Origin of the sequence: Pseudoalteromonas aurantia, assembly GCF_005886875.1 — a bacterium.
Classification (GTDB): Bacteria; Pseudomonadota; Gammaproteobacteria; order Enterobacterales; family Alteromonadaceae; genus Pseudoalteromonas; species Pseudoalteromonas aurantia_A.
The window spans coordinates 99513-122394 of sequence record NZ_PNBY01000010.1 but is presented as its reverse complement, the minus strand read 5'-3'; the positions used below and the strand labels follow the sequence as shown (position 1 = coordinate 122394).

Below are 22882 nucleotides of genomic sequence, written 5' to 3'. Positions count from 1 at the left end.
AAATTCCCAGTTTGGGAGAGGAGCGTGATAGTTATCCACTGTCCTTTGCACAAGAGCAAATGCTTCTACTAGAGCGCTTACCTGAAAGTCAGGGCAGCTATCAAGTGCCCGTGTTTACGAAGCTAAATACGAACGTGGATCAGGAGAGGTTGTCTCACGCTATTGACGCTGTAATAGCACGTCATGCGGTGCTAAGAAGTACGTTCGATATGGATGAAGAAGGTGAGGGTTATCAAAAGTTTTTACCGACAGGAAACAAAGTACAGACGTTAAATATAAGCGCAGAACATTTAAAAGCGTTTGTAGATCAAAAGGTGACGTTACCTTTTGAACTGCACCAATCACCAGCTATGCGTAGTTTTATAATTAACACTGAGCAAGATTGTTACTTACTTATTGTCTGGCACCACATCGTGTTTGATGGATGGTCAAGTGGCCTATTTTTCTCGGAGGTAGAAAAGTACTACCGTGCCTCGGATGAGATTTTCAGCCCATTACAAATTCAATATGCTGAATATGCACTTTGGCAGCGCGAATACATGCAAGGTGAAATTTTAACATCACACCAGCGCTACTGGGAAAGTCAGGTGCAAAATGCAGAACCATTAAATGTTCTCACTGATTTTGTTCGCCCGGCGTTGCCAAGCTTTATAGGTGCTGATGCAACATTGTCTGTATCGGGTGGCCTTGCAGAGCAGCTCGCAGCACTTGCAGCACAAAATAGCACTACATTACATACTGTATTAATGACGGCATATTTTATGACGTTATCCAAATTATCTGGACAGACGGATATTGTTATTGGTACGCCAATGGAAAATCGTGCTCAAGTACAAACACAGTCTTTGATTGGATACTTTGTTAATAGTGTACCAATGCGGTGTCAGCTGAAAAGTGATTTATCTATCGCTGAGCTTATTGGTCAAGTTCATCAGTTAAACCTAGATGCAAAACGCTATCAAATGCTGCCTTTTGAGCAAATTGTGGGATTGGCTAATGTGGTGCGTGATGCATCGAGACACCCATTATTTCAAGCATTTTTTACCTTAAATCAGTTTTCGGATGTAGTTGATGTTGAAAATAGTTCAGCGTGCTTTGCCCCTGAATTAGACGAGCAGGTATTGGAATATACCCCAGCAAAATTTGATTTGACCCTAGACGTTACTATGGGAAAAGAACAAATAGATATAGTGCTGAATTATGCGACAGATCTATTTTCAGAACACACTGCCACTAATATGTTGAATATCTACCATCAGGTGTTGTTGTGTATGTGCACAGCTCAGGTGGAGGGCAGTTCAGCACTGAAGTTGTTAAGTGATAATGAGGTTCGCCGTCAAGTAGAGCGGTTTGCACAGCAGAATTTTGGCTTTGAAACACAGACTCTTGTAGAACAATTTAAAGTCATAGCCGCAACACAACCGAATGTGATCGCGGTAGAAACGTTTGAAGATGCGCTGACCTATCAGCAACTGGATACTCGTTCTGATGCGCTCGCGTGCTATTTATGTCAACACTTTGGGGTATCAGGTAGGTTACCTGAAGGGACATTAATCCCTGTCTACTTCAAAAGTGGTATCAATGTCATTGTAGCTAAAATGGCCATTTTAAAAGCGGGAGCTGCATACGTACCTATATCGTCTAAGTTGCCGCAATCAAGGGTGCAATTTATTCTTGAAGACACCGCAGCAAAGGTGGTGTTAACGCAATCAGTTTTAGAAAGTGAATTATTAACCAATGATGTAACGGTTATTAATGTGGACAGCGAAGTCTGCTACCAACACCGCTTTGATTTATCCACGGGTAACAAAAATGATTTGGCTTATGTCATTTATACCTCGGGAACAACGGGCCAGCCTAAAGGCGTGATGATTGAACACGCTGCGATGAGTAATTTAGTTCACAATAATAAGCGCCGATATGCACTAGGTGACAAGGAAAAGTTTGCCATTCTGATGGAGAGTTATGCATTCGATATAACCGCTGGGCTTTTATTTACAGCCCTACTTAATGGAGGTGGTTTAGTCGTAATAGAAGATAACAATAGTATTGAGCGTGCCATTGATCATTTTCCAATTACTCATTTAGATGCAACTGCAAGCATATTACAGATGCTTGATGAACGTACTCTTGAAAAGCCTTTACGGATCATTTCAGGTGGTGAGGTGACTCCACTATCATTCGCAAAACGTTGGTCACATAAGTTAATTAATGCATTTGGACCTACAGAGAGTACGGTTGAGTGCCATCAGTATCGTTGTGAGAATCTGCCAGACGGGATTAATGGTGTACCAATTGGCGATACGGTAATAAACCTACGTTGCTATGTACTTGATGAGCATCTAAATATGTTGCCTCCAGGCTGTCCAGGCATACTGTACATTAGTGGTATCGGGCTTGCGAGGGGTTACCTCAATCAACCAGAACTCACTAACGCGAGATTTATTAACAACCCATTTGCCACACTAGATGACACGGATGATCACCAGCGCATGTATTGCACAGGAGATAAAGTTGTTAAGAGTGCCGCTGGTGAATTGATGTTTTTAGGTCGAGGAGATGATCAAGTGCAGCTCAATGGTACCCGTATTGAGTTGGGTGAAATTGCATCGCAACTGACCGCGTTAGAGGGGATTCAACAGGCTGTGGTGGTGGCGCATGGCACTCAAGATGTGCAGTTGGTGGCTTATGTTATTGCTAAGCCAAATACTAACCTTGATCAGTCTGTCACACTCGATGCATTAGGGCAGTCTTTACCAGCGAATATGATCCCAAGGCACCTGTATATTCTGGAATCATTTCCATTGACAGCAAATGGTAAGCTCGACAAAAAAGCATTACCCATACCAAGTGTGAAGGAGAATATCACAGAATATATACCAGCAAGTTCAGAATTAGAGCATGAGCTCGTTGATATATGGGCAACTGTATTGGCACTAGATATCACAGAGATCAGTATCGTTGAGGACTTCTTTAGTCTAGGTGGGAGCTCACTTAAAGCGATAAAAATGGTGCGGTTGATTGAAAGCCTCATAGGGGTAAAACTTGCTGCTGATTTTGTACTGCGTCATAGCTGTATTCGTGACATGGCAAGCGAGATCCCGAAATCGGGCTCGTCAACCAATGTTGTAGTTAAGCTCAATACAGTAGCGCAATCGAACGCAACACTGGTCCTTTTTCACCCAGTAGGGGGCGGTGTTTATTGCTACAGAGAGTTACTGAGTAACTTAGCCATAAAGAATTCGGTATTGGGTGTTCAACATCCTGAATTTGCTGGTGAGGAAGGTTGGTTAGATGCATCTTTGGAGTCTTTAAGTGACCATTACGCAGATTTACTGACCCGCTGTCTTGAGACCAAATTAGTCCAAATGCTTGGCTGGTCTATGGGCGGAGTAATTGCATATGCCGTAGCACAAAAGTTGATTATTAAAGGGTATCAAGTTGAATGGGTCGGCCTAATTGATAGCTATGTGACCAGTGACTTTACGTCACCAAGTGATGATAAAGCAGTGGCTACACAAGCGTTAAATGACGCTTTGCTGGAGGAGCGTGTCTTACACGCAAACAATCGAGCACTCGATGGGTATGCCCCTAGTGGAACCGTCCCACAAGTCTTTGGTGTGTTTGTTGAGCAAAATAAATCTCACCCTGTCTTATCGAACGCTATAAAGCGCTGGAATGAGCGCTCTGAACAAGAGTTTATTTACTCGTATGTTGAAGGGGATCACTTCTCCATCATGGAGTATCCACATTTGCATTTATTAACGCAGTCTCTGACTCAGTTAATCACAAATATTGAATCAAAAAAAATAAATTATCTTACTAGAAAGGAAAAAACTATGAACACGAATAAAGTATTTTTACGCTCAAACATTAAAGTAGAACCTCTTTGGAATAGCTGGTATGCGTGGCCTTATATGTTACAACCTGCGACAGCAGGTTGTTTGACCAGTAAATTACATCTACGTATTTTAGAGTCTTTCTTACAGGCACCACATTTACATAAAGCCGCAGCTAAAAACCCAGCGATGCGCGGAGGCCCTTTCATGGATTTCTCTGGCAGTATTGAATTGGTAAGCAAGCATGTTGATAAGACAAAAACTGATTTAGGAGATTTAATCGGCATTTGTGAGTCAATTAAGCAAGTTAATGAAATGCTTGAAAAAGATGCTAATGGTTTTTCCATTGAAGAGATGTATGAGAAAGTTCCAGAGAACCTTAAAGGGTTTATCGAAATAGGATATGACCTTAATCATAATGCATCAATTCGCTTCATCGAGCCTTTACTTTATAACAGTACTTTATACCGACCTGAGTTACAAAGTATTAGCCTGTCATTTATTCATGCTGACGATCGTCCATTTGTATTAAGTACCCCTCGTTTTCCTCTTGAGGGAGAACTCCACCTACCGCTTGCGTATAGCGATCCTTTGGTTGACCGTTTGTTCAAAATGCGTGATGAAGCTGCGTCGACAGATATTCTCAATGAAATCATAGAGCGTTTTAATTTATCTGCTCAAGAAATAGAGCTTCTTAAATCATTCTTTGTTGAACAAAAAGAGCTGAAAACTACACCATTACCAGATTCTGGTGTCCGTGTAGATTATTATGGCCACGCGACTATCCTAATTCAGACAGATGAAATCAGCATTATGACAGACCCTGTTATTGCTTATGATTTCGAAGGTGCAAGTCCTCGTTATACATATGAAAACTTACCTGAAAAGCTGGACTATGTGGTCTTGACCCATAATCACCAAGATCACGTTATGTTTGAGACGTTACTTCAAATTCGCCACAAGATTGGCACCGTTTTAGTTCCTAAAAACAATGGTGGTTCTCTACAAGATCCGTCGATGAAGCTACTGCTTAATGCTGTGGGCTTTAACAATGTGGTCGAGCTTGATGAACTGGAAGATTTTGCAGTACCGGGAGGACGTATTTTAGGGCTACCATTCTTTGGTGAGCATGGTGATCTGCATATTAAGAGTAAATTGGCATTTTACTTCGAGTTGCAAGGCAAAAAACTGCTATGTGCGGCAGATTCAAACAACATTGAGCCAAAAATGTATGAGCATGTGCAGAAAATGGTGGGTGATATTGATCACATATTTATTGGTATGGAATGTAAAGGTGCACCAATGTCGTGGTTGTATGGACCGCTGTACAGCAAGCCGGTAGAACGAAAAATGGACCAATCTCGTCGTTTGAATGGGTCTGACTATGAAAGGGCGCTTGGTATTGTGGACCAGTTTAATCCATCAAATGTGTATGTTTATGCGATGGGTATGGAGCCTTGGTTAACTTATATCTCAAGCATCGAATATGAAGCTGAGTCGTTACCAATAATAGAGTCAAATAAGTTGATGGCAACGTGTAAACAAAGAGGTATCGAAGTAAGGCGCCTCAATGGTGTAGAACGCATCGATATTTATGAAAAACAACAATGGAGTCAAGCGTCGTGATAATAGCTGACAATATCAGTAAACGCTACAAAAGTGCGGAGGGCACCGTTAATGCGGTGTCTGACGTCTCATTGACGATTGAAAGTGGTGAGATACTTGGCTTTCTTGGTCTCAATGGTGCTGGGAAAACCACGATGATAAAAATTCTCGCAGGGTTGATAGAACCTGATGAAGGTACCATCGAAATTAATGGTTCTAAACGCAATAGCAAGCTTAAAGTGAGTGCCCTGTTAGAGGGGCATCGAAACTTGTATTGGCGTTTGAGTGTTATGGAAAATTTAGAATATTTCGGCGTACTACGAGGTTTAAGTGCTAAGGCAGCTCGTCAACGTGCATATGAGCTTTTGGATACTTTTAACCTTACAGATAAGGCTGGACAGTACGTTCAAAAATTATCTCGAGGTATGCAACAACGACTTGCAGTATGCGTAGCAATGGTACACAACCCGCAAGTATTGCTTTTAGATGAGCCGACTTTGGGCATTGATTTTGATAATACGCAAGCTCTTGTCGAATCAATATTTAAGTTAAAAGAACAAGGAACAAGTATTTTAATTACAACACATGAGCTTGCTGTCGCGGAGAAGCTATCTGATCGCGTGGCGATTATCGCAAAGGGACAGTTAGTGGCTGATGATATAAAACCAAAGTCATTACATCAAAATGTGCAAGACATTTATCAATTGGATTTGGGTGACGATATTGATGATGAACTACGAGCAGTGTTGGCAGAGCTTAAGTTAGATATTTCTGACAGGAAGGTATCGGGTATTGAAAATGAGCAATTGTATAAGGTACTCGATTTAGTGAACCCTCTGCCTATCATGAGTTTAACAAAAGTGGTTCCCGATTTTGAAAAAGTCTTTTTAAGTTATGCGAGGAGCTAGTCATGTTGCAGTTATTAAGAATTGAAACACTACGTAGCTGGAGAATGTTTTTACGTTACCCCGTTGATGCCATCGCTCTGATTTTTGTCATGTTATTTATGTTTTTTGGGCTGTTTTTGGGTGCGGAATACTTAGCTGGCGGGGCAGAAAAGTTTGGCGATAGGCTACAGTCTATCGTGATTTTGTATGTTACGTGGACGCTTGTTGTATCGGTATTTGCAGGTGTTAGCGGCGAACTGCAAAAAGAAGCCGATACCGGTACGCTAGAGCAATTACTTATAGCTAGAGTCAATTTACCTACGCTCATCTTTGTTCGTGCGATAGCCAGTTTAGGAGTCAGTATTGTATTAACTGTCGTGACGTTAGGTATTGTGATTTTAGGTACTGGCGTGGAGTTATTGTTTCCTGCTGTTGTACTCATTCCAATCATTGCCTGTGTGTTAGGAGGTATTGGCTTGGGTATGTTGGTAGGGTCAATCACATTATTAGCGAAACGCGCGATGGGGCTAATAGGTATATTACAGTTGGTGCTCCTATTCCTAATTACTCTGCCTTGGGAAAGTTGGACAGGGCTAAGTAAAGTCGCTGGATATTTTTTACCTTTGACGTCTGGCGCATCTCAGATAAAGCAAATGATGTCAGGTCAATTGATTGCGTTAGGAAGTGAGCATGCGTTTGCGTTTGCCAGCGGAGTTTCATATTTCCTTGTTGGTTATCTGATGTTTTCTTTAGCGACAAGCCGAGCACAGAAGCTGGGTTTATTGTCACAGCATTAATGTAGGAGTAAAGCGGTGAATAACAAGAATATAACGCCAAGCAATATGTTTTCAGGGCATAAAGTTAATCATGAGTCGGTGGTTCCTGGAGCATATTTTGTGTTACAGGCTAGCCGCAATAATAAGCACAATACTGGAGCGCAGTATTTACAAAATGTTGAGTTTCCGGCTTTGTGTTTTGCACAGGACTTTGTTGATACAGACGTTGAGTATCAAGCTGAATATGCCTCTGTGATATTAACACACAGTGGTCAACCTGCGCTCAAAGCCAACTTATTGCCGTTCCCTTTAACTGATGGTGAAGTTCGCCCTTGGAGCACAGAGCAAAGTGTACAAGCGCAGGAGCAATACGAGCAGCTTAGCTACGTGGGTAACACATTTTTAGATAACTATCGCTGTGTGAATTTTGTTAAAGCAGTGCCAGATGAGTGCATTATTAGTCATCAAGAAGATTTATCTGAAACAGAACTTTTAGATGCCTGTATTCATAGTTTACTCATTAAAAATAGTGAGCTGGTTAAGTCGACTATGGTGCTCAAAGGCATTGAGCAGGTTTGGCTATCAAATCAGACTTTACAAGCGCCGCTTAAGGTATGCTTTGACAATACAGTACATACTAATGCAACGTTAACTTCTGATCTGTGTGTATATGCGCAAAACGGAACATTGGTATGCCAACTTAACGGCATTGTATTTACGGCACTAGATAGCAAAGCAACACAGATGGTGAATGTAGGTGGTTCATTCACGTTACAGCCAATTGCAGAAGCGCTTAATGCATTGACGTCGGATTCTTCTTTGCATGTTGGTACTGAGCTATATGAATACCGACATTGGCAACACTTTTTATTAGAACCTGCTATTCAATCCACGAGTAGTTTGGCCAATGTATTGATTCTTCGTCCTGAAGATCTCATTAAGCGTTCACCACTGGATAATGAACCCAATGATTTGACAACTCACAGCCTTCCAAATGGGATGGAAGTCGCTCAAATAAATATATATGAAACGGATTATTTATATAAAGAAATCTTTTTAGACAGATGTTACGCCAGAAATGGGGTCGTGATTGAAGACAATGATATTGTGCTTGATGTGGGTGCGAATATTGGGATGTTTTCTCTATATGCGATCAATCAGGCGAACAATGTCACTGTGCATGCTTTTGAGCCCTCCCCGATGGCTGCCCAATGCTTGGCGAGCAATGTGTCTGGTAGAGGTAATGTGCATGTTTATCAAAGTGGTGTGTCGGGGCATCATGGTCAAGCATGCTTTACTTTCTACCCAAAAACATCGGTGTTTTCAGGCTTTTTTACTGATGACGAAGCCGATTTTGAAGCAGTACGCCACGTTATTTATAATCAAGTTAAACATATCACGAGCAGTGAGGATGAGGTTTTCCTATCAGAGCTGACAGAGCAGATGCTGAGTGACAGACTTGAGAAGCAAGATATTGATTGCGACCTTATAGGCCTCTCCGCATTTATTGAAGAACAGAAGATAGAGAAAATAGGTTTATTAAAAATCGACGCAGAAAAGGCTGAACTGGGTATCTTGCAGGCAATGACGACAGAGGACTTTGCCAAAGTGAGGCAGATTTGCTTGGAAGTTCATGATGAAATTGGAGATAACCTCAAAGCGGCGGTTACTATCTTGGAACAGAATGGCTTCTCAGTCTTAGTTGAAGTGGAGTCTGAGTTGTCAAATACAGGATTGTATACTGTTACGGCAAAAAGAATCGCACACGAAGCTAACACCTCTCAGCGTACACCATGTGAGAAATATGGGGTTGAGCTTGATTTGTCGACATTAGAGCAGGCATTAGCTACCTATACCAGTCAATCGAATGTACCTCTAACTGTTATTATTGCACCAACACAAGCGAAAGAGCCACTTGCGGCGGAATTAAGAGCATGGTGTTTAAAACAAACGAATCAAAAGAATTTGCAGTTTGTCTTACCTGAGAATTTAACGGCCGACTACCCACAGTTGAAAGCATTTTCTGAGAACATTGTTGCAGAGGCAATGATCCCTTTTAGTCAGGATTGGTATGCTGCAGCTGCAAGTTGTAGTTTGAAATATTTATCCATTACGCAAAAGCAACCACATAAAGTGATTGTCGTTGATGCAGATAATACACTTTGGCATGGTGTTGTTGGTGAGGTCGGTGTACAAGGGCTTGAAGTTCATGCGCAGCATAAGGCGTTACAAAGTCGTTTACTAAAACAAAAGGCACAAGGTGTGCTATTGGCACTTTGCAGTAAAAATATAGAAAAAGATGTTGTTACAGCACTAGAGCAACATCCGGACATGCTACTTTCCAGTGATGATTTTATTGTTAAAAAAGTAAACTGGCAGGCGAAATCAGAAAATATTACAGAAATTGAAGATGCCTTATCTCTCAGTGCCAATTCATTTATATTTATTGATGATAATGAAGCTGAATGTGCGGAAGTTGCAGCTCAACATCCAGAGACGCTATGTTTGTTATTTCCTTCAGATGAATCTTCAGCAACTCGTTTGATCTCGCAACATTGGGTGTTCAATGAGTTTGAAGGCAATGCTTTTGATGCAAAGCGACATCAGCTTTATATTGATCAAGGACAACGAAGTACAGCTTTAAAAAGCAGTAAATCGTACGCGGACTTTATTAAAGATCTGGGTGTCGAGGTACAAATTGCTCCAGTTGGAGAAGCGCAATTGGAGCGGGTCAGTCAATTGACGAGTCGCACTAATCAGTTTAACGCAAACAAGCGTAGTTACTCTGTTAATGAGTTGATTCATAAGCAACAAGATGAAGAGATTCTTACCTTGCATGCTGCTGACAAATTTGGTGATTATGGCCTAGTAGGGGTTGCGCTTTATCAATTGCAGGGGGCAACTTGTCTCGTTGAAAATATTTTACTGAGCTGCCGGGCACTTAACAAAGGAATTGAACACCGATTCTTACGCATGATTGCTCAAAGTGCTCTTGATAATGGTTGCGACGAAGTGCATTTGCAGTGGCAAGTGACGGAAAGAAATTTACCATTGCGCAATTTCTATGGGGATATTGCTAAAACCTTTACGCAAGTTCCGATGAAGAGCCCCTTATGTATTGAAGCAGTATCATTAGCATCTTTAGAGTTTGATCCTCAAACTCGTTCGTATGAACAAACCGAACCAGGCAACGTTAAATTAGAAGCCGATAATCAGGGCTTACCATTACGTGTTTTAGATGCATTATATATGCGCAGTGTTGATCTTGACTTACTTGTCGAACATGCTTGGCCTGGATTTGATAGTGCTGATATTCGTATTGTAGGCGCAACAAGCTTGCAACAAACTTTAGCGGAAATTTGGGGAAGTGTTTTAGGTGTTGCGCCGAACTCTCTTGATGATGAATTTACATCACTAGGTGGCCGCTCTTTATTGCTGGTGAGAGTTTTAGAACTTATTTATCAGAAGTTTGGAGTTAAGTTATCTCTATTTGATGGTATTAAATACAATGCACTACGAACTTTAGCCGAAAAGGTCGAACAGGAAATTAATGGGGGGGCGTCACCGCAGGTATGTGATACCGCATGTGATGTAGATATACCTGATATTTCTCCGACGCTGCAAGGGCTATACTTCGCTTCGCTTCTTAACCCATCTACGTCAGCCTATACGGTACCTATTCTTCTCTCGATAGATGAAGTGATAGTCAGCGACTTGCTTGCCAATGCAGTGCAGAAAATTATTGTTGCTTCTCCTAACCTATCAACGGGTTACAAACAAGTCGGTAGAGATACAAAAGCAGCACAGATAGAAAATACGTTACAAGTCGAAAGTCATGATATTGAGACTTGGACTCAAGGTGACATCGATGGCTATCTGGAAAAAGCAGCACAAAGACCCGTTAATATCAAAACAGGCCCTCTCGTGCATTTACATGTACTGTGTGGCAAAGACAGTACACTTGTCCTCTTGGTGACACACCACCTAGCAGTTGACTTACAAAGTATGGAATTGCTTCTAAACAACTTAAAACAGGTGCTATCAGGGCAGTCGATAGGTGAGCCTCTGGGTGTTCAAAGGGCATTTACCCAACGCATTGTGTCACTGGAGCAATCATTTATAGATGAAGCGATGGCACATTGGCAGTCGAGGCTCTCTGATGCGCCTATATTATCGTTACCTGTCACGGATAATGCAGAACGGCAAGGACTGATGGGGAAGGGATTTACAGTATCCTTATCTTTAGAAAGCTCAATTACAATCAAAGAAAAAATGCAACGCAGTGGTCAGAGTGATTATGTATTTTTATTGGCGGCCTACTTCCAGTTTTTGAATAACTACAGTGGTGACTCGAAAGTGGTGATTGGAACACCTGTCTCGCTTCGTCAAGGAGATGAGCATCAATGCATAGGTAACTTTGTAAATCAGGTACCGGTTGTCATGCAGTTTAATGAAGACAAAACTTGGGCACAGCTTTTAGAGCAGACATCTAAGGAGGTATATGCAAGCTTACAGTATCGGGAAATCCCATTTTTAAAATTAGTTAAAGAGTTTTGCGATCAACCGCCGTCGGGTCGAGCTGGCTTAACTCAGACTACCTTTGCTCTTCACCAACCACGTGCTTCACAGTCACATATTGAATATGCATTTGTGCCAAATGAGCAGAGTCCTCAGTTCTCACTTGGCCCTTACAAGGCTGCTTTGAAAGGCATGGTTCAGCAATGTGGGCAGGTTGATATCGCGGTGGAGTGTTTAGAGATTAGGGGACGGTTACATATAAATATCAAATATGACACTCAACTTATTACAGAGCAAGATGCGGTGCATTTCGCAAACAAATTTATAAGCAGTCTAGAGTCACTTTAGGCATCTAGATAAGAATTTGACCATTCACAACACTATATGACCGTTAGCCATGTTTTTTTGAGATGTGTCTAACGGCTTGGTTAAATCATAATTACACTATTTATTGAGGGAAACGACGATGGATTTTGACATCAAAGCACAGTTAGATTTAATTATTAATACGATTACATCAATGAACCCGATGAGCGCAGCATTATTTCTTGTGCTCTTCCTTTGTGTATGGTTTTTACCAACGATTTTAGCGGCTTTCTTTAACAGGAAAAATCTCGTAAAAATCTTGGTTGCTAATATCCCAGCAGGTTTGTCATGGGCGGCTTGGGGGGCACTCTTGGTATGGGCGTTTTCTGGCAAGATTCAAGGTGGTCTGAAAAAGGATGTCGCAGATGCCAATGTCAGTGGGGATAAACAATGAAAGCTTCAGCTTCAAGCTTACAAGTGCAACAAGCATTTACGCTCATCTATTTATCACCCAGTGAGGTGTTCAGTAAACTGAAAGAATCACGGCATTTAAGCTGGCTGGTTTTTTTAGCCATATTTGCTATGTGCATGCTTAGTAATTTGGTTTTCTTTGGGGCAATTGATCCTGAATGGGTTGTTAATAAACAATTGGCTGCAGCAGGTGATTTATCACCGAGCGAGCGTGAAGAAATGGCGCGAATATTCCGAAATTTTGCAGAGTATTCAGGTGTTTCTGGAGGCATCATATCGATGGTCATGACGTTATTGGGCTCAGTAATGTTAGCTGCGTATTACATGATTGCTGCAAACAGTGCCGATCGTAAAATTGAATTCAATGATTGGTTTCTATTTACCTTATTTACACAGCTGCCGATTGTTGTGAAGTATTTAGGCTTTTTGGTACTGTTTTTTCTGACTCCAGCATATGAATTAGAGTTAGATTTAATTAACTACTCCTCATTAAACCAATTGTTGCTGACACTAAATAGCAGTGAACCATTATATCAATGGGCTGAATATTTGGATGTTTTTTATCTTTGGCAAATAGCATTAGCGGCTGTTGGATTAAAAGTTTGGTGTCAGTTTTCGTATTCTAAATCCATTCTGTTGGCTGCTATACCTTACTTATCTATTTTCATCATTTGGCTACTGCTGATTTAAAGGGAAATATTATGAAAAAACTCATTATAGGGTTAAGTATTGTGCTGGGGATCACCGCATTAGTAGGGGTTAAAAAGTCACAAAAAGCAGAGACAGTAGACGTCGTAGTGGCAACTTCTCAAAAAGGTATTTTGGAACAAAGTATCCTTGCCTCAGGTAATTTTGTGTATGGCTCTAATGTCCAGATCCGCTCGGAGGTGACGGGCAGAGTGATTGAAGTGTTAGTGAAAGAAGGGCAAAAGGTCAATGCGGGCGATCTATTAGTACGCCTAGACGACAGTGCATTTAGTGCTCGTGTTAATCGGGCTGAGGCACAAGTTCGTTCACAGCAAATAACGTTAAAACGTAATGAGGAAGTATACAAAAATAATAAGCGTAAGTTAGAGCGTCACAGCGAGTTATTCACGAGTAATTTAGTTGGTCAGGATTTGATTGATGAGTTGCGAACTCAATTACGGATCGCTAAGTATGATATTCAAGCGGCAAAGCAAGGCCTCGGTCAGGCACAAGCGTCACTTAAAGAAGCTACGCAAGAATTGGCAAAAACAGAGTTCAGAGCACCTATCTCAGGCGTTATAACGCAAGTTGGTGTGAAGGAGGGTGAAACCGTGGTTGCTGGGACGACTAATATCATAGGCTCTGCTTTGTTGGAACTTGCTGAACCAAAATCTTTAGAAGTAGAACTGCGAGTTGATGAAGCTGATATTGGAAATATTAAGTTAGGCCAACAGGTGAAAGTGTTCTCTGCGATGAAGCCAAAGGATCCAATTATGGCTAAGGTGGCAGAAATAAGCCCGTTGGCAAAAAGGATTGATAAGAACCGAGGCTTGGTAATGCTACTTAAATTAGAGCTGGGAGAGCACGACCAAAAGTTATTTGCAGGAATGAGCTGCCGAGCAGAAGTTATTCATCATCACTCTAACCCAGCTGTCCATATCCCGATAGCCGCTGTGTTACAAGATACGTTAGATGATTCTGAACATTATGTCTGGACAGTAAAAGACAGCAGAGCGACGCGTCAACTTGTCAGTCTGGGTATTTCTAATGACACCCAGCAAGTTGTCCTTGATGGGTTGGGTCAAGATCAATTGGTGATCACCGGTCCAGGTAGAACACTTTATTCACTGCGTGAAAATATGCGCGTCAATACAAGTAGTTTATAGGAGTTGCTATGACTAGCAAGACGGTTATTCAGCTGCAAGACATTTGTAAATCTTATCAGTTAGGCGATGAGGTTTTTTACGCTTTAAACGGCATTGATTTAGCAATATATGAGAACAGCTATAACGCAATAATAGGACCGTCAGGCTCTGGAAAGTCGACATTAATGAATATATTAGGATGCTTAGATTCACCAACTCAGGGTGATTATATTTTAAATGGTGAGCATGTTGCTGGCTTGACCCAAAGCCGGTTAGCTTCGGTGAGAAATAAAGAAATTGGATTTATTTTTCAGAGCTTTAATTTATTGCCTAAATCAACGGCGTTGGCAAATGTAATGCAACCATTGATTTATCGGCGTATGCCTGACAAAGCACGTAAGGATGCTGCTTTACATGCATTAAAAAGGGTTGGGTTAACGGATAAAGCCAATTTGTTGCCTAATCAACTTTCTGGTGGGCAGCGGCAGCGAGTGGCAATCGCACGTGCTTTGGTAACAAAGCCAACGATCCTACTTGGAGATGAGCCGACAGGTAATTTAGATAGTAAAACAACAGATGAAATTATGCAGCTATTTGATGAGCTGCATCAAGAAGGGCATACGATCGTACTGGTAACTCATGAGCAGCATATTGCAGAACATTGCCAAAGGACTATTCGTATTGTTGATGGGCAAGTGTCACAAGATACACTTATGATGTCGCCTCAAGGTAACTCTGAGAAGGTGGTACTGTATGTTTGATTTTATAAATATGATTTGGCAGTGCCTAAAGGCATCTGTTATGTCAATATATAGTAATGGCCTACGAAGTATTTTAACGACTTTAGGTATTGTTATAGGCGTGGCAGCTGTGATCTCGGTGGTTGCTGTGATGAATGGTATGAGCTCGATGATCGGTAATCAACTTAATGATTTTGCGAGTGATATGGTGACATTGACAGCAAAAACATCTGAACAGCAAAGGTTACTTGGCCAGCAAAGTGAGTTGAATTATGATGACTATTTATGGTTAAAGAACAAAGCTGATTTTATACGTGATGTATCACCATCAATGCAACCTACGGAGTTTTCAGCACAACTAGAGTTTGCCGGTAAAGGGGTTTCTACGCAGTTGATTGGGACTGACAGTGTTTACCAACGTGTTGTAAAAGTATACCCAGAAGTTGGACGGTTTTTATCACCCAGCGATGACCGATACCGTCGTCGAGTCGTCTTTTTAGGTGCGACGGTTGTTAAAAACTTAAACCTCCCTAAAGACCCTGTGGGCCAATTTGTCCGTTTGAACGATGATTGGTTACGTATTATTGGTGTGGGTGAAAAAAGAGGTTCGTTATTCGGTTTTGATCAGGATAATTATATTATTGTGCCGCTTAATACGCTCCGGTCTATCTATGGAGATTCAATATCTAACAACTTAAATATTCTTTTTCGGCCCAATGACGGAGTGCATTTTGATGCAGTTAAAAGTCAGTTGAGTGAGTTATTACGTTATAGAATGAATGTGCCTGATGGGGAAAAGGATACATTTGAGTTTATTACCGCAGAAAAAATGCAAGAAAAGTTCGACAGTATCGTCAGTATGGTATTAACGGTGACATCTGGTGTGGTTGGATTAAGTTTGCTCGTAGGTGGTATTGGGGTTATGAATATCATGTTGGTTTCTGTAACTGAGCGAACCAAAGAAATAGGTATTGTTAAGTCACTGGGGGCAACTCCTCATTTTATTATGCTACAGTTTTTAGTAGAGTCACTTATGTTATCCATTTTGGGAGGGGTTGTAGGGTTATTGATTGGATTTTCTGCTGCTGCGATATTTGCGATGCTTTTGCCGTCGGCAACAGCCTTAGAGTTAGTACCAAGTTGGGCTATTTGGTTGTCGTTTGGTTTTACATCGTTCATCGGGGTATTTTTTGGACTCGCGCCAGCAATAAAAGCCTCAAGGCTCGATCCGATAGATGCTTTGCGTTATGAATAAAACTACCCAAGGCGCTGTGCTGAGGATAAGAAAATTTCTGCTATTAATACAGGCACCGAAAGAGTATTTCGTATTGCAATGCTTTATTGGTATTGGTTTAGTTATTTGGTTGGTGCAGCAGGGAGCTTTTTATTACAGCAATGAGCTTGTTGTGATAGGTGGTGGTTTATGGATGTTGGCTACTATTGACGTTTTGCATTTTTTACTTCTTACACATCTATGCTTGAAACCGTTTATTGATGTCTATGTATTTAAAAAACCGTTAACTGCATTAAGTGCTATATCCAGTATCGGTTTAGTTGTATTTGTTTCTTTACTGCAAATAGGGCTTACAACTGGACATAGCATAATGTGGCATTCATTAATGATTTCAATATGGCAACAGGTCGATACTAGCCTATTTTTTAATACGGCTGACTTACAGCAATTGCTTTTTACGTTTATATTACCTATATCGAATTACATCATAATGTTTATCGTGTGGTGTGTTTGTTATAGCTTGGCGTGTGCCTATGCGGACCGAAAAAGGGTTCTAGAACAATTAAAGTTATTACAAAGTACTTTGTTACTCAATCAACTCAACCCTCATTTTTTATTTAATTCATTTAATTCTATTAGAGCGCTGATCCATGAAGATCAGTACCAAGCTGAAGAAATGTTACTCTGTCTATCGGATCTTTTTCGCGAGCAATTACAGTTCGATAGAACGCCTATTGCTTCGTTAGAAGAGGAGTGGGATATTGCTCAGCGCTATGTAAACATAGAAAAAATTAGGTTTGAAGAAAAATTAAACCTGAATATGCAAATTGCACCCGAATGTTGGGGCTGCCGGTTGCCGACATTTACTTTACTATCTTTACTCGAGAATGCTATAAAGTTTGGCATTGGCGGAACTCATGCTCATGAGGTTGTGCTGAAAGCGCAGCTTATTAATGAACATCGTTGGCAGCTAAGAATAGAAAATATGATAGTTCGTCAGGTTCAAGTCTATGGTACGGGCACTGGCTTAAAAAATTTAAAGCGTAGACTGAAATTGTTATATGGGCATTCTGGTTATTTACATTATTACAAACAAGCAGGGCAGTTTATTGTAATTTTGGAGCTCGAACGTGATTAAAACAGTGATTATTGATGATGAAAGATTAGGAAGAGTCAATTTAAAGCGGTTGCTCGCAAGCATCGACAATATTGAGATCATCGCCGAATTTGACAATGCACAAGCGTTACTTGATAACGTGGAAAAACTTGCGCCAGACTTAATTTTTCTTGATATTCATATGCCTAATTTATCTGGTATTGAAGCTGCAGCGAGGTTGGGAGGGGATGTTAATTTCATCTTTTGTACAGCATATGCTGAATATGCTGTCGAAGCGTTTGACTTAAAAGCGGCTGATTATTTGGTAAAGCCTGTGCGATTAGAGCGTTTACAGCAAGCAATTGAGCGATGCAACTTTGCAAGCAGACAGCCTATGTATTTATCAGGTAGCCACCAGTTCTTATTAAAGTTTGATGAAATACAACGTATGGTACGTTTAGATCAAATTGAGCGCTTTGAAGTTGTTGGCAACGATATCGCGCTATATACCGTTTATGGTAAATCTTATTTACGTACGCCAATTAGCCGATTAGAGCAAAATTTAGATAGTAATAAATACTTTAAAGCAAATCGGTCTGAAATTATTAGTCTTGATAAAGTCATGCGTTTTGAAGTGACGGTCGGTGCCACAATGCTTGCGATTATGCAGTCATCTGATCAAATCCATGTTAGCCGTCGTCAAACTAAAGAGCTTAAACGCTTACATGGTAATACGTTTACTGAATAAAATTGGTTAAGTACTTTGAATAATAGACGCCTATTGTCAATGCCATTACGTTACAGTTATATATGCTTGCAGCTTATTTTGTACTTGAATTAATAGCATGATGTTGAAGGGGGGGGTTATCACTTGCTGAGCAGATTGATAAAAAAGCCCGCTTTCGCGGGCTTGAGAACACATATGATTTAAAAGCGCAATTAAACGCTGTAGTACATTTCAAACTCAACAGGATGAGTTGTCATGTTTAGTTTTTCCACCTCTTGTGACTTAAGCGCAATATAGGCGTCAATTAGGTCATGAGTGAATACACCACCTTGTACTAAGAATTCACGATCTGCGTCTAGGCTTGACAGTGCTTCGTCAAATGATGCCGCTACAGTTGGAATTTCAGCCGCTTCTTCAGCTGGTAGGTCGTATAAATCTTTATCCATTGCATCACCAGGGTGGATCTTATTCTTGATCCCGTCAAGGCCTGCCATAAGCATTGCAGAGAACGCTAGGTATGGGTTAGCTGTTGGGTCAGGGAAGCGAACTTCAATACGACGTGCGCGTTCAGTTGGTACAACAGGAATACGAATAGATGCTGAGCGGTTACGTGCAGAGTATGCCAGCATAACTGGCGCTTCAAAGCCTGGTACTAAACGCTTGTATGAGTTGGTTGATGCATTAGCAAATGCATTGATTGCTTTTGCATGTTTGATGATACCGCCAATGTAGTAAAGTGCATCTTCAGATAGACCACCGTACTTATCGCCTGCAAATAAGTTTTTACCATCTTTAGCAAGAGATTGGTGGCAGTGCATACCTGAACCATTATCACCAACAACAGGCTTAGGCATGAAGGTTGCTGTTTTGCCGTACAAATGCGCCATGTTATGAATAACATACTTCATTTCTTGAATTTCATCAGCTTTCAATACCATAGTATTAAAGCGTGTTGCGATTTCGTTTTGCCCAGCAGTCGCCACTTCATGGTGGTGAGCTTCTACGACTTGGCCTAGTTCTTCAAGTACTAGACACGTCGCGCTGCGCCAATCTTGGAAGTCATCAACAGGTGCAACGGGGAAATAACCACCTTTAACGCCAGGACGATGACCAGTGTTGCCACCTTCATAATCTTTATCTGAATTCCAAGCAGCTTGCTTAGAATCGATTTTGTACATAGACCCAGACATATCAGTTTTGTATTTTACATCATCAAACACAAAGAATTCAGGCTCTGGACCAAACAATACAGTGTCAGCAATGCCTGTTGAGCGCATGTATTCTTCAGCGCGTTTCGCTACAGAGCGAGGATCTCGCTCATACCCTTGTAATGTTGCTGGCTCTACCACATCACAACGTACAATCATTGTCGTTTCTTCAGCAAATGGGTCTAATTTAACAGAGGCTACATCTGGCATCAGTACCATGTCAGATTCGTTAATACCTTTCCAACCAGCAATCGATGAACCGTCGAACATTTTACCTTCTTCGAAGAAGTCCTCATCGGCTTGGTGATGAGGAATAGAAACGTGCTGCTCTTTGCCTTTAGTGTCTGTAAAGCGTAAGTCTACAAATTTAACATCATTTTCTTGTATAAAATCTAAAACCGATTGTGACATGTGTCCTCCGACGCGTGGGTTATATTTTTGTGCAGCATATTGATGCGCTATTGATAAGTTATAAGCGCGATCTGTGCCAATTATCCAACTTTATGATATATATGGGAAAATAAATATTTCAGTATATTTCCTTTTGAGTTTTGCACCATGGTGGTGCGTAATTGTTTCGTAATGGTGCGCACTAGAATCGAATGCGCTAGTGTGGTGCATAATGAAACAAGCTTAGTGGGATTTATCTGTTGTGCAATTTATTACTCTGAAAAGGCACCAAAAAATACGCTGACTTTATAAAGTCATAAAATTTATGTTGGATAAACTTTCATCCATGGCCGGAATAAGGGATAATGTGCGCCGTTTAAATCCTATATTGGGACATCTCTGGCGCGCCAACATTTAGTGAAATCGCGTAGATCGACTAGGATCACTGAGATTCAACTTTCTCTGAGTAATAATATGAGCATCGAAAAGTTAAGAAATATTGCGATTATCGCACACGTTGACCACGGTAAAACAACCCTAGTTGATAAGTTGCTAGAGCAATCTGGCACACTAGAAACACGCGGCGGTAACGAAGAGCGTGTAATGGATTCAAATGATATCGAAAAAGAACGCGGTATCACAATCCTTGCAAAAAATACTGCGATTGAGTGGAATGATTACCACATCAATATCGTAGATACTCCAGGTCATGCCGATTTCGGTGGTGAAGTAGAGCGTGTACTTTCAATGGTAGATTCAGTTCTTCTATTAGTAGACGCGCAAGAAGGTCCAATGCCGCAAACGCGTTTCGTAACGCAAAAAGCATTCGCATTAGGCCTTAAGCCAATCGTTGTTATCAACAAGATTGATAAGCCAGGAGCACGACCTGACTGGGTTATGGATCAGGTATTTGATTTATTTGACAACCTAGGTGCGACTGATGAGCAGCTTGATTTCCAAGTTATCTATGCGTCAGCGATCAATGGTTGGGCTACACTAGATCTTGATAATAAATCAGATAACATGCAACCGATGTTTGAAGCGATTGTAGAGCAAGTTGAAGCGCCAGATGCTGATCCAGCGGGTGACTTTCAAATGCAGATCTCTCAGCTAGATTACAATTCATACATTGGTGTTATCGGTGTAGGTCGTATTAAGCGTGGTTCTGTTAAGCCTAATCAGCAAGTAACAATCGTGGGTGCTGATGGCACAACGCGCAATGGTAAAGTTGGTCAAGTAATGAGTTACTTAGGTCTTGACCGCCATGAAGCAGCTGAAGCACAAGCAGGCGACATTATTGCAATCACTGGACTTGGTGAGCTGAAAATTTCTGACACTATCTGTGACGTAAATGCTGTAGAAGCATTACCAGCATTGTCAGTTGATGAGCCGACTGTAACAATGACTTTCTCTGTAAATACTTCACCGTTTGCAGGACAAGAAGGTAAGTTTGTTACTTCACGTAACATCTTAGAGCGCCTTGAAAATGAATTAGTTCACAACGTAGCATTACGTGTTGAAGAGACTGAGAACCCAGATAGCTTCCGAGTATCTGGCCGTGGTGAATTACACTTAGGTATCTTGATTGAAAACATGCGTCGTGAAGGTTATGAGCTAGCCGTTTCGCGTCCAGAAGTAATTCTTCGTGAAGTAGACGGTCAGTTAGAAGAACCGTTTGAAACAGTAACTATCGATGTTCAAGATGAGCACCAAGGTTCTATCATGGAGCAGCTTGGTCTTCGTAAAGCTGAAATGACGGATATGGCACCAGATGGTAAAGGCCGTGTTCGTATGGACTTCATGATGCCTTCACGTGGTTTAATCGGTTTCCAAACTGACTTTATGACATTGACATCAGGTTCTGGCTTAATGTACCACACGTTTGACCACTACGGCCCATACAAAGGCGGTACTATTGGTAAGCGTAAGAATGGTGTATTGATTGCGAATGCAACAGGTAAAGCGCTAACTAACGCGTTATTCAACCTACAAGAACGTGGTAAGTTGTTTATTGGACATGGTGTAGAGGTTTATGAAGGTATGGTTATCGGTATTCATAGCCGTGATAACGACCTGACTGTTAACGCTCTTAAAGGTAAACAGCTAACAAATGTTCGTGCATCAGGTACAGATGAGGCGCAAACACTTGTACCACCAATCAGAATGTCTCTTGAGCAAGCGCTTGAGTTCATCGATGATGATGAGCTAGTAGAAGTGACGCCTGAGAATATCCGTATTCGTAAAAAGTTATTGACAGAAAGTGAGCGTAAGCGCGCTGGTCGTCAACTTAAAGACTAATACAGACAGTATAAGTTAAAAACGCCGTTCTTAGAGCGGCGTTTTTTTATGCCCTAAAAACTTACAGATTAAAATAAGCCGTAGCTTTCTGTTTCTTCTGGTTCATAGTCTTGAAGGTGATCCGGTCTAAATATCGCACTGGGATCAATGACAACGCTGTGTGTTTCACCCCGTTTAATGAGTCCTCGCATCATTTTTTTAGTCTGTGAATCTATTTCAAAGCCCACGTTCGTCAATTCACTTAACGACTTAATTTCACTCTCTTCACAGTGAATGTTATCTTCAACTTGATCCACTAATAACCCGATATGTGGCTGTTGCCCATCTTGTGTTGTAAACACGATGATTGGTTTATGATCTAACGATATTTGTTCTCGCGCTGATTCAAATAAGCGGATGAGCTTCATATAGGTTGTTGATTTTTCTTTTGCGAGTAAGCGCTTTGCTTCGTCCACATTATCATCGTGATACAGTGCTAAAATCTTATCGGGTAGTGAATGCAATTGGGTATGTGGTTTATCAAAACGGGCTAATATTGCTTTTAAGTCTTCATTTTCAGTTTTAAAATGATAAAGCCACTTGCCAAACTCACAATGTTTGGCATCTCTCGTTTCGCTAAATACAGAGCCATTGTTTACACTTTGCTCTAGTGCTTGAAACCAAGACTTTTGCTCTTGCTCATGCTCCATCAATAAATCAATAAGTGCACGATTTATATCATGGGAAGATTGATTATTAAGAATAAGGCCCAAATCAAAAATTGGGGTCGGGGCGCCCATATAATCTTTAACGCCCAAAAAGCTTGGATTGCCATTAGGTAGCGAGGTTAGGTTCCCTTCATAACGTTCAGTGAGCAAAATATCTAATATCTTCAGAGATATGGTTTTTTGTCCAACTCGAAAGTTTATTAAATCCATGTTCGCCTCTAAAAAATTATAATTATCTTTTAAGAGTA

General features: G+C 41.0%; 14 protein-coding genes. 12 read left to right on the top strand and 2 right to left on the bottom strand.

Features of this window, described 5'->3' with window-relative positions:
- The first annotated feature begins 11 nt into the window (after nucleotides 1-11).
- The 11 genes from CWC18_RS02225 (at nucleotide 12) to CWC18_RS02175 (ending at nucleotide 18052) form a co-directional block, all read left to right on the top strand.
- Entirely contained in the window at nucleotides 12-5465 is a 5454-nt protein-coding gene (locus tag CWC18_RS02225; protein WP_283235304.1) for a non-ribosomal peptide synthetase, read from the top strand.
- Nucleotides 5462-6352: an ABC transporter ATP-binding protein gene (locus CWC18_RS02220; RefSeq protein ID WP_171041013.1), complete on the top strand. Its 891-nt coding sequence runs from the start codon at nucleotides 5462-5464 to the stop codon at nucleotides 6350-6352. Before CWC18_RS02225 ends, CWC18_RS02220 begins: the two co-directional genes overlap by 4 nt.
- 2 nt (nucleotides 6353-6354) lie before the next feature.
- On the top strand, nucleotides 6355-7128 hold the full coding sequence (locus CWC18_RS02215) for an ABC transporter permease (RefSeq protein ID WP_138592500.1): 774 nt from the start codon (nucleotides 6355-6357) through the stop codon (nucleotides 7126-7128).
- Nucleotides 7129-7143: 15 nt separating this feature from the next.
- Nucleotides 7144-11973, top strand: coding sequence for an FkbM family methyltransferase (locus tag CWC18_RS02210; RefSeq protein ID WP_138592499.1), 4830 nt, complete (start codon nucleotides 7144-7146; stop codon nucleotides 11971-11973).
- A gap of 118 nt (nucleotides 11974-12091) precedes the next feature.
- Entirely contained in the window at nucleotides 12092-12385 is a 294-nt protein-coding gene (locus CWC18_RS02205) for a superinfection immunity protein (protein ID WP_212747712.1), read from the top strand.
- On the top strand, nucleotides 12382-13092 hold the full coding sequence (locus CWC18_RS02200) for a YIP1 family protein (protein WP_138592498.1): 711 nt from the start codon (nucleotides 12382-12384) through the stop codon (nucleotides 13090-13092). Before CWC18_RS02205 ends, CWC18_RS02200 begins: the two co-directional genes overlap by 4 nt.
- An 11-nt stretch (nucleotides 13093-13103) precedes the next feature.
- The gene (locus CWC18_RS02195) at nucleotides 13104-14255 is read left to right on the top strand and encodes an efflux RND transporter periplasmic adaptor subunit (RefSeq protein WP_138592497.1); all 1152 of its coding nucleotides are present in this window, start codon (nucleotides 13104-13106) and stop codon (nucleotides 14253-14255) included.
- Between the two features lie 8 nt (nucleotides 14256-14263).
- Nucleotides 14264-14995 carry an ABC transporter ATP-binding protein gene (locus CWC18_RS02190; RefSeq protein ID WP_138592496.1) on the top strand — a complete coding sequence of 244 codons (732 nt, stop codon included), beginning with the start codon at nucleotides 14264-14266 and terminating at the stop codon, nucleotides 14993-14995.
- Between the two features lie 40 nt (nucleotides 14996-15035).
- Nucleotides 15036-16229 (top strand): ABC transporter permease, encoded by a 1194-nt coding sequence (locus tag CWC18_RS02185; protein ID WP_249348208.1) that lies wholly within the window; start codon nucleotides 15036-15038, stop codon nucleotides 16227-16229.
- Complete coding sequence (locus tag CWC18_RS02180) at nucleotides 16222-17346, top strand: sensor histidine kinase (protein ID WP_171041012.1); 1125 nt, start codon at nucleotides 16222-16224, stop codon at nucleotides 17344-17346. The genes CWC18_RS02185 and CWC18_RS02180 overlap by 8 nt, the downstream gene beginning before the upstream one ends.
- Nucleotides 17339-18052 carry a LytR/AlgR family response regulator transcription factor gene (locus CWC18_RS02175; RefSeq protein ID WP_138592493.1) on the top strand — a complete coding sequence of 238 codons (714 nt, stop codon included), beginning with the start codon at nucleotides 17339-17341 and terminating at the stop codon, nucleotides 18050-18052. Before CWC18_RS02180 ends, CWC18_RS02175 begins: the two co-directional genes overlap by 8 nt.
- A gap of 191 nt (nucleotides 18053-18243) precedes the next feature.
- On the opposite strand, the gene glnA is transcribed toward CWC18_RS02175, so the two are convergent.
- Nucleotides 18244-19650: a glutamate--ammonia ligase gene (gene glnA / locus CWC18_RS02170; protein ID WP_138592492.1), complete on the bottom strand. Its 1407-nt coding sequence runs from the start codon at nucleotides 19648-19650 to the stop codon at nucleotides 18244-18246.
- A gap of 453 nt (nucleotides 19651-20103) precedes the next feature.
- Between glnA and typA the strand changes: the two genes are divergently transcribed.
- Nucleotides 20104-21927 carry a translational GTPase TypA gene (gene typA, locus CWC18_RS02165; protein ID WP_138592491.1) on the top strand — a complete coding sequence of 608 codons (1824 nt, stop codon included), beginning with the start codon at nucleotides 20104-20106 and terminating at the stop codon, nucleotides 21925-21927.
- Between the two features lie 68 nt (nucleotides 21928-21995).
- Here typA and CWC18_RS02160 read toward each other — a convergent pair whose 3' ends face one another.
- Nucleotides 21996-22844 (bottom strand): CZB domain-containing protein, encoded by an 849-nt coding sequence (locus CWC18_RS02160; RefSeq protein WP_138592490.1) that lies wholly within the window; start codon nucleotides 22842-22844, stop codon nucleotides 21996-21998.
- Between the last annotated feature and the right edge of the window lie 38 nt (nucleotides 22845-22882).

Coding starts and splice junctions, on each gene's coding strand:
- CWC18_RS02215 (WP_138592500.1), top strand. CDS start 6,355: ATGTTGCAGTTATTAAGAATTGAAACACTACGTAGCTGGAGAATGTTT.
- typA (WP_138592491.1), top strand. CDS start 20,104: ATGAGCATCGAAAAGTTAAGAAATATTGCGATTATCGCACACGTTGAC.
- CWC18_RS02180 (WP_171041012.1), top strand. CDS start 16,222: ATGAATAAAACTACCCAAGGCGCTGTGCTGAGGATAAGAAAATTTCTG.
- CWC18_RS02190 (WP_138592496.1), top strand. CDS start 14,264: ATGACTAGCAAGACGGTTATTCAGCTGCAAGACATTTGTAAATCTTAT.
- CWC18_RS02200 (WP_138592498.1), top strand. CDS start 12,382: ATGAAAGCTTCAGCTTCAAGCTTACAAGTGCAACAAGCATTTACGCTC.
- CWC18_RS02160 (WP_138592490.1), bottom strand. CDS start 22,844: ATGGATTTAATAAACTTTCGAGTTGGACAAAAAACCATATCTCTGAAG.
- CWC18_RS02205 (WP_212747712.1), top strand. CDS start 12,092: ATGGATTTTGACATCAAAGCACAGTTAGATTTAATTATTAATACGATT.
- CWC18_RS02185 (WP_249348208.1), top strand. CDS start 15,036: ATGTCAATATATAGTAATGGCCTACGAAGTATTTTAACGACTTTAGGT.
- glnA (WP_138592492.1), bottom strand. CDS start 19,650: ATGTCACAATCGGTTTTAGATTTTATACAAGAAAATGATGTTAAATTT.
- CWC18_RS02195 (WP_138592497.1), top strand. CDS start 13,104: ATGAAAAAACTCATTATAGGGTTAAGTATTGTGCTGGGGATCACCGCA.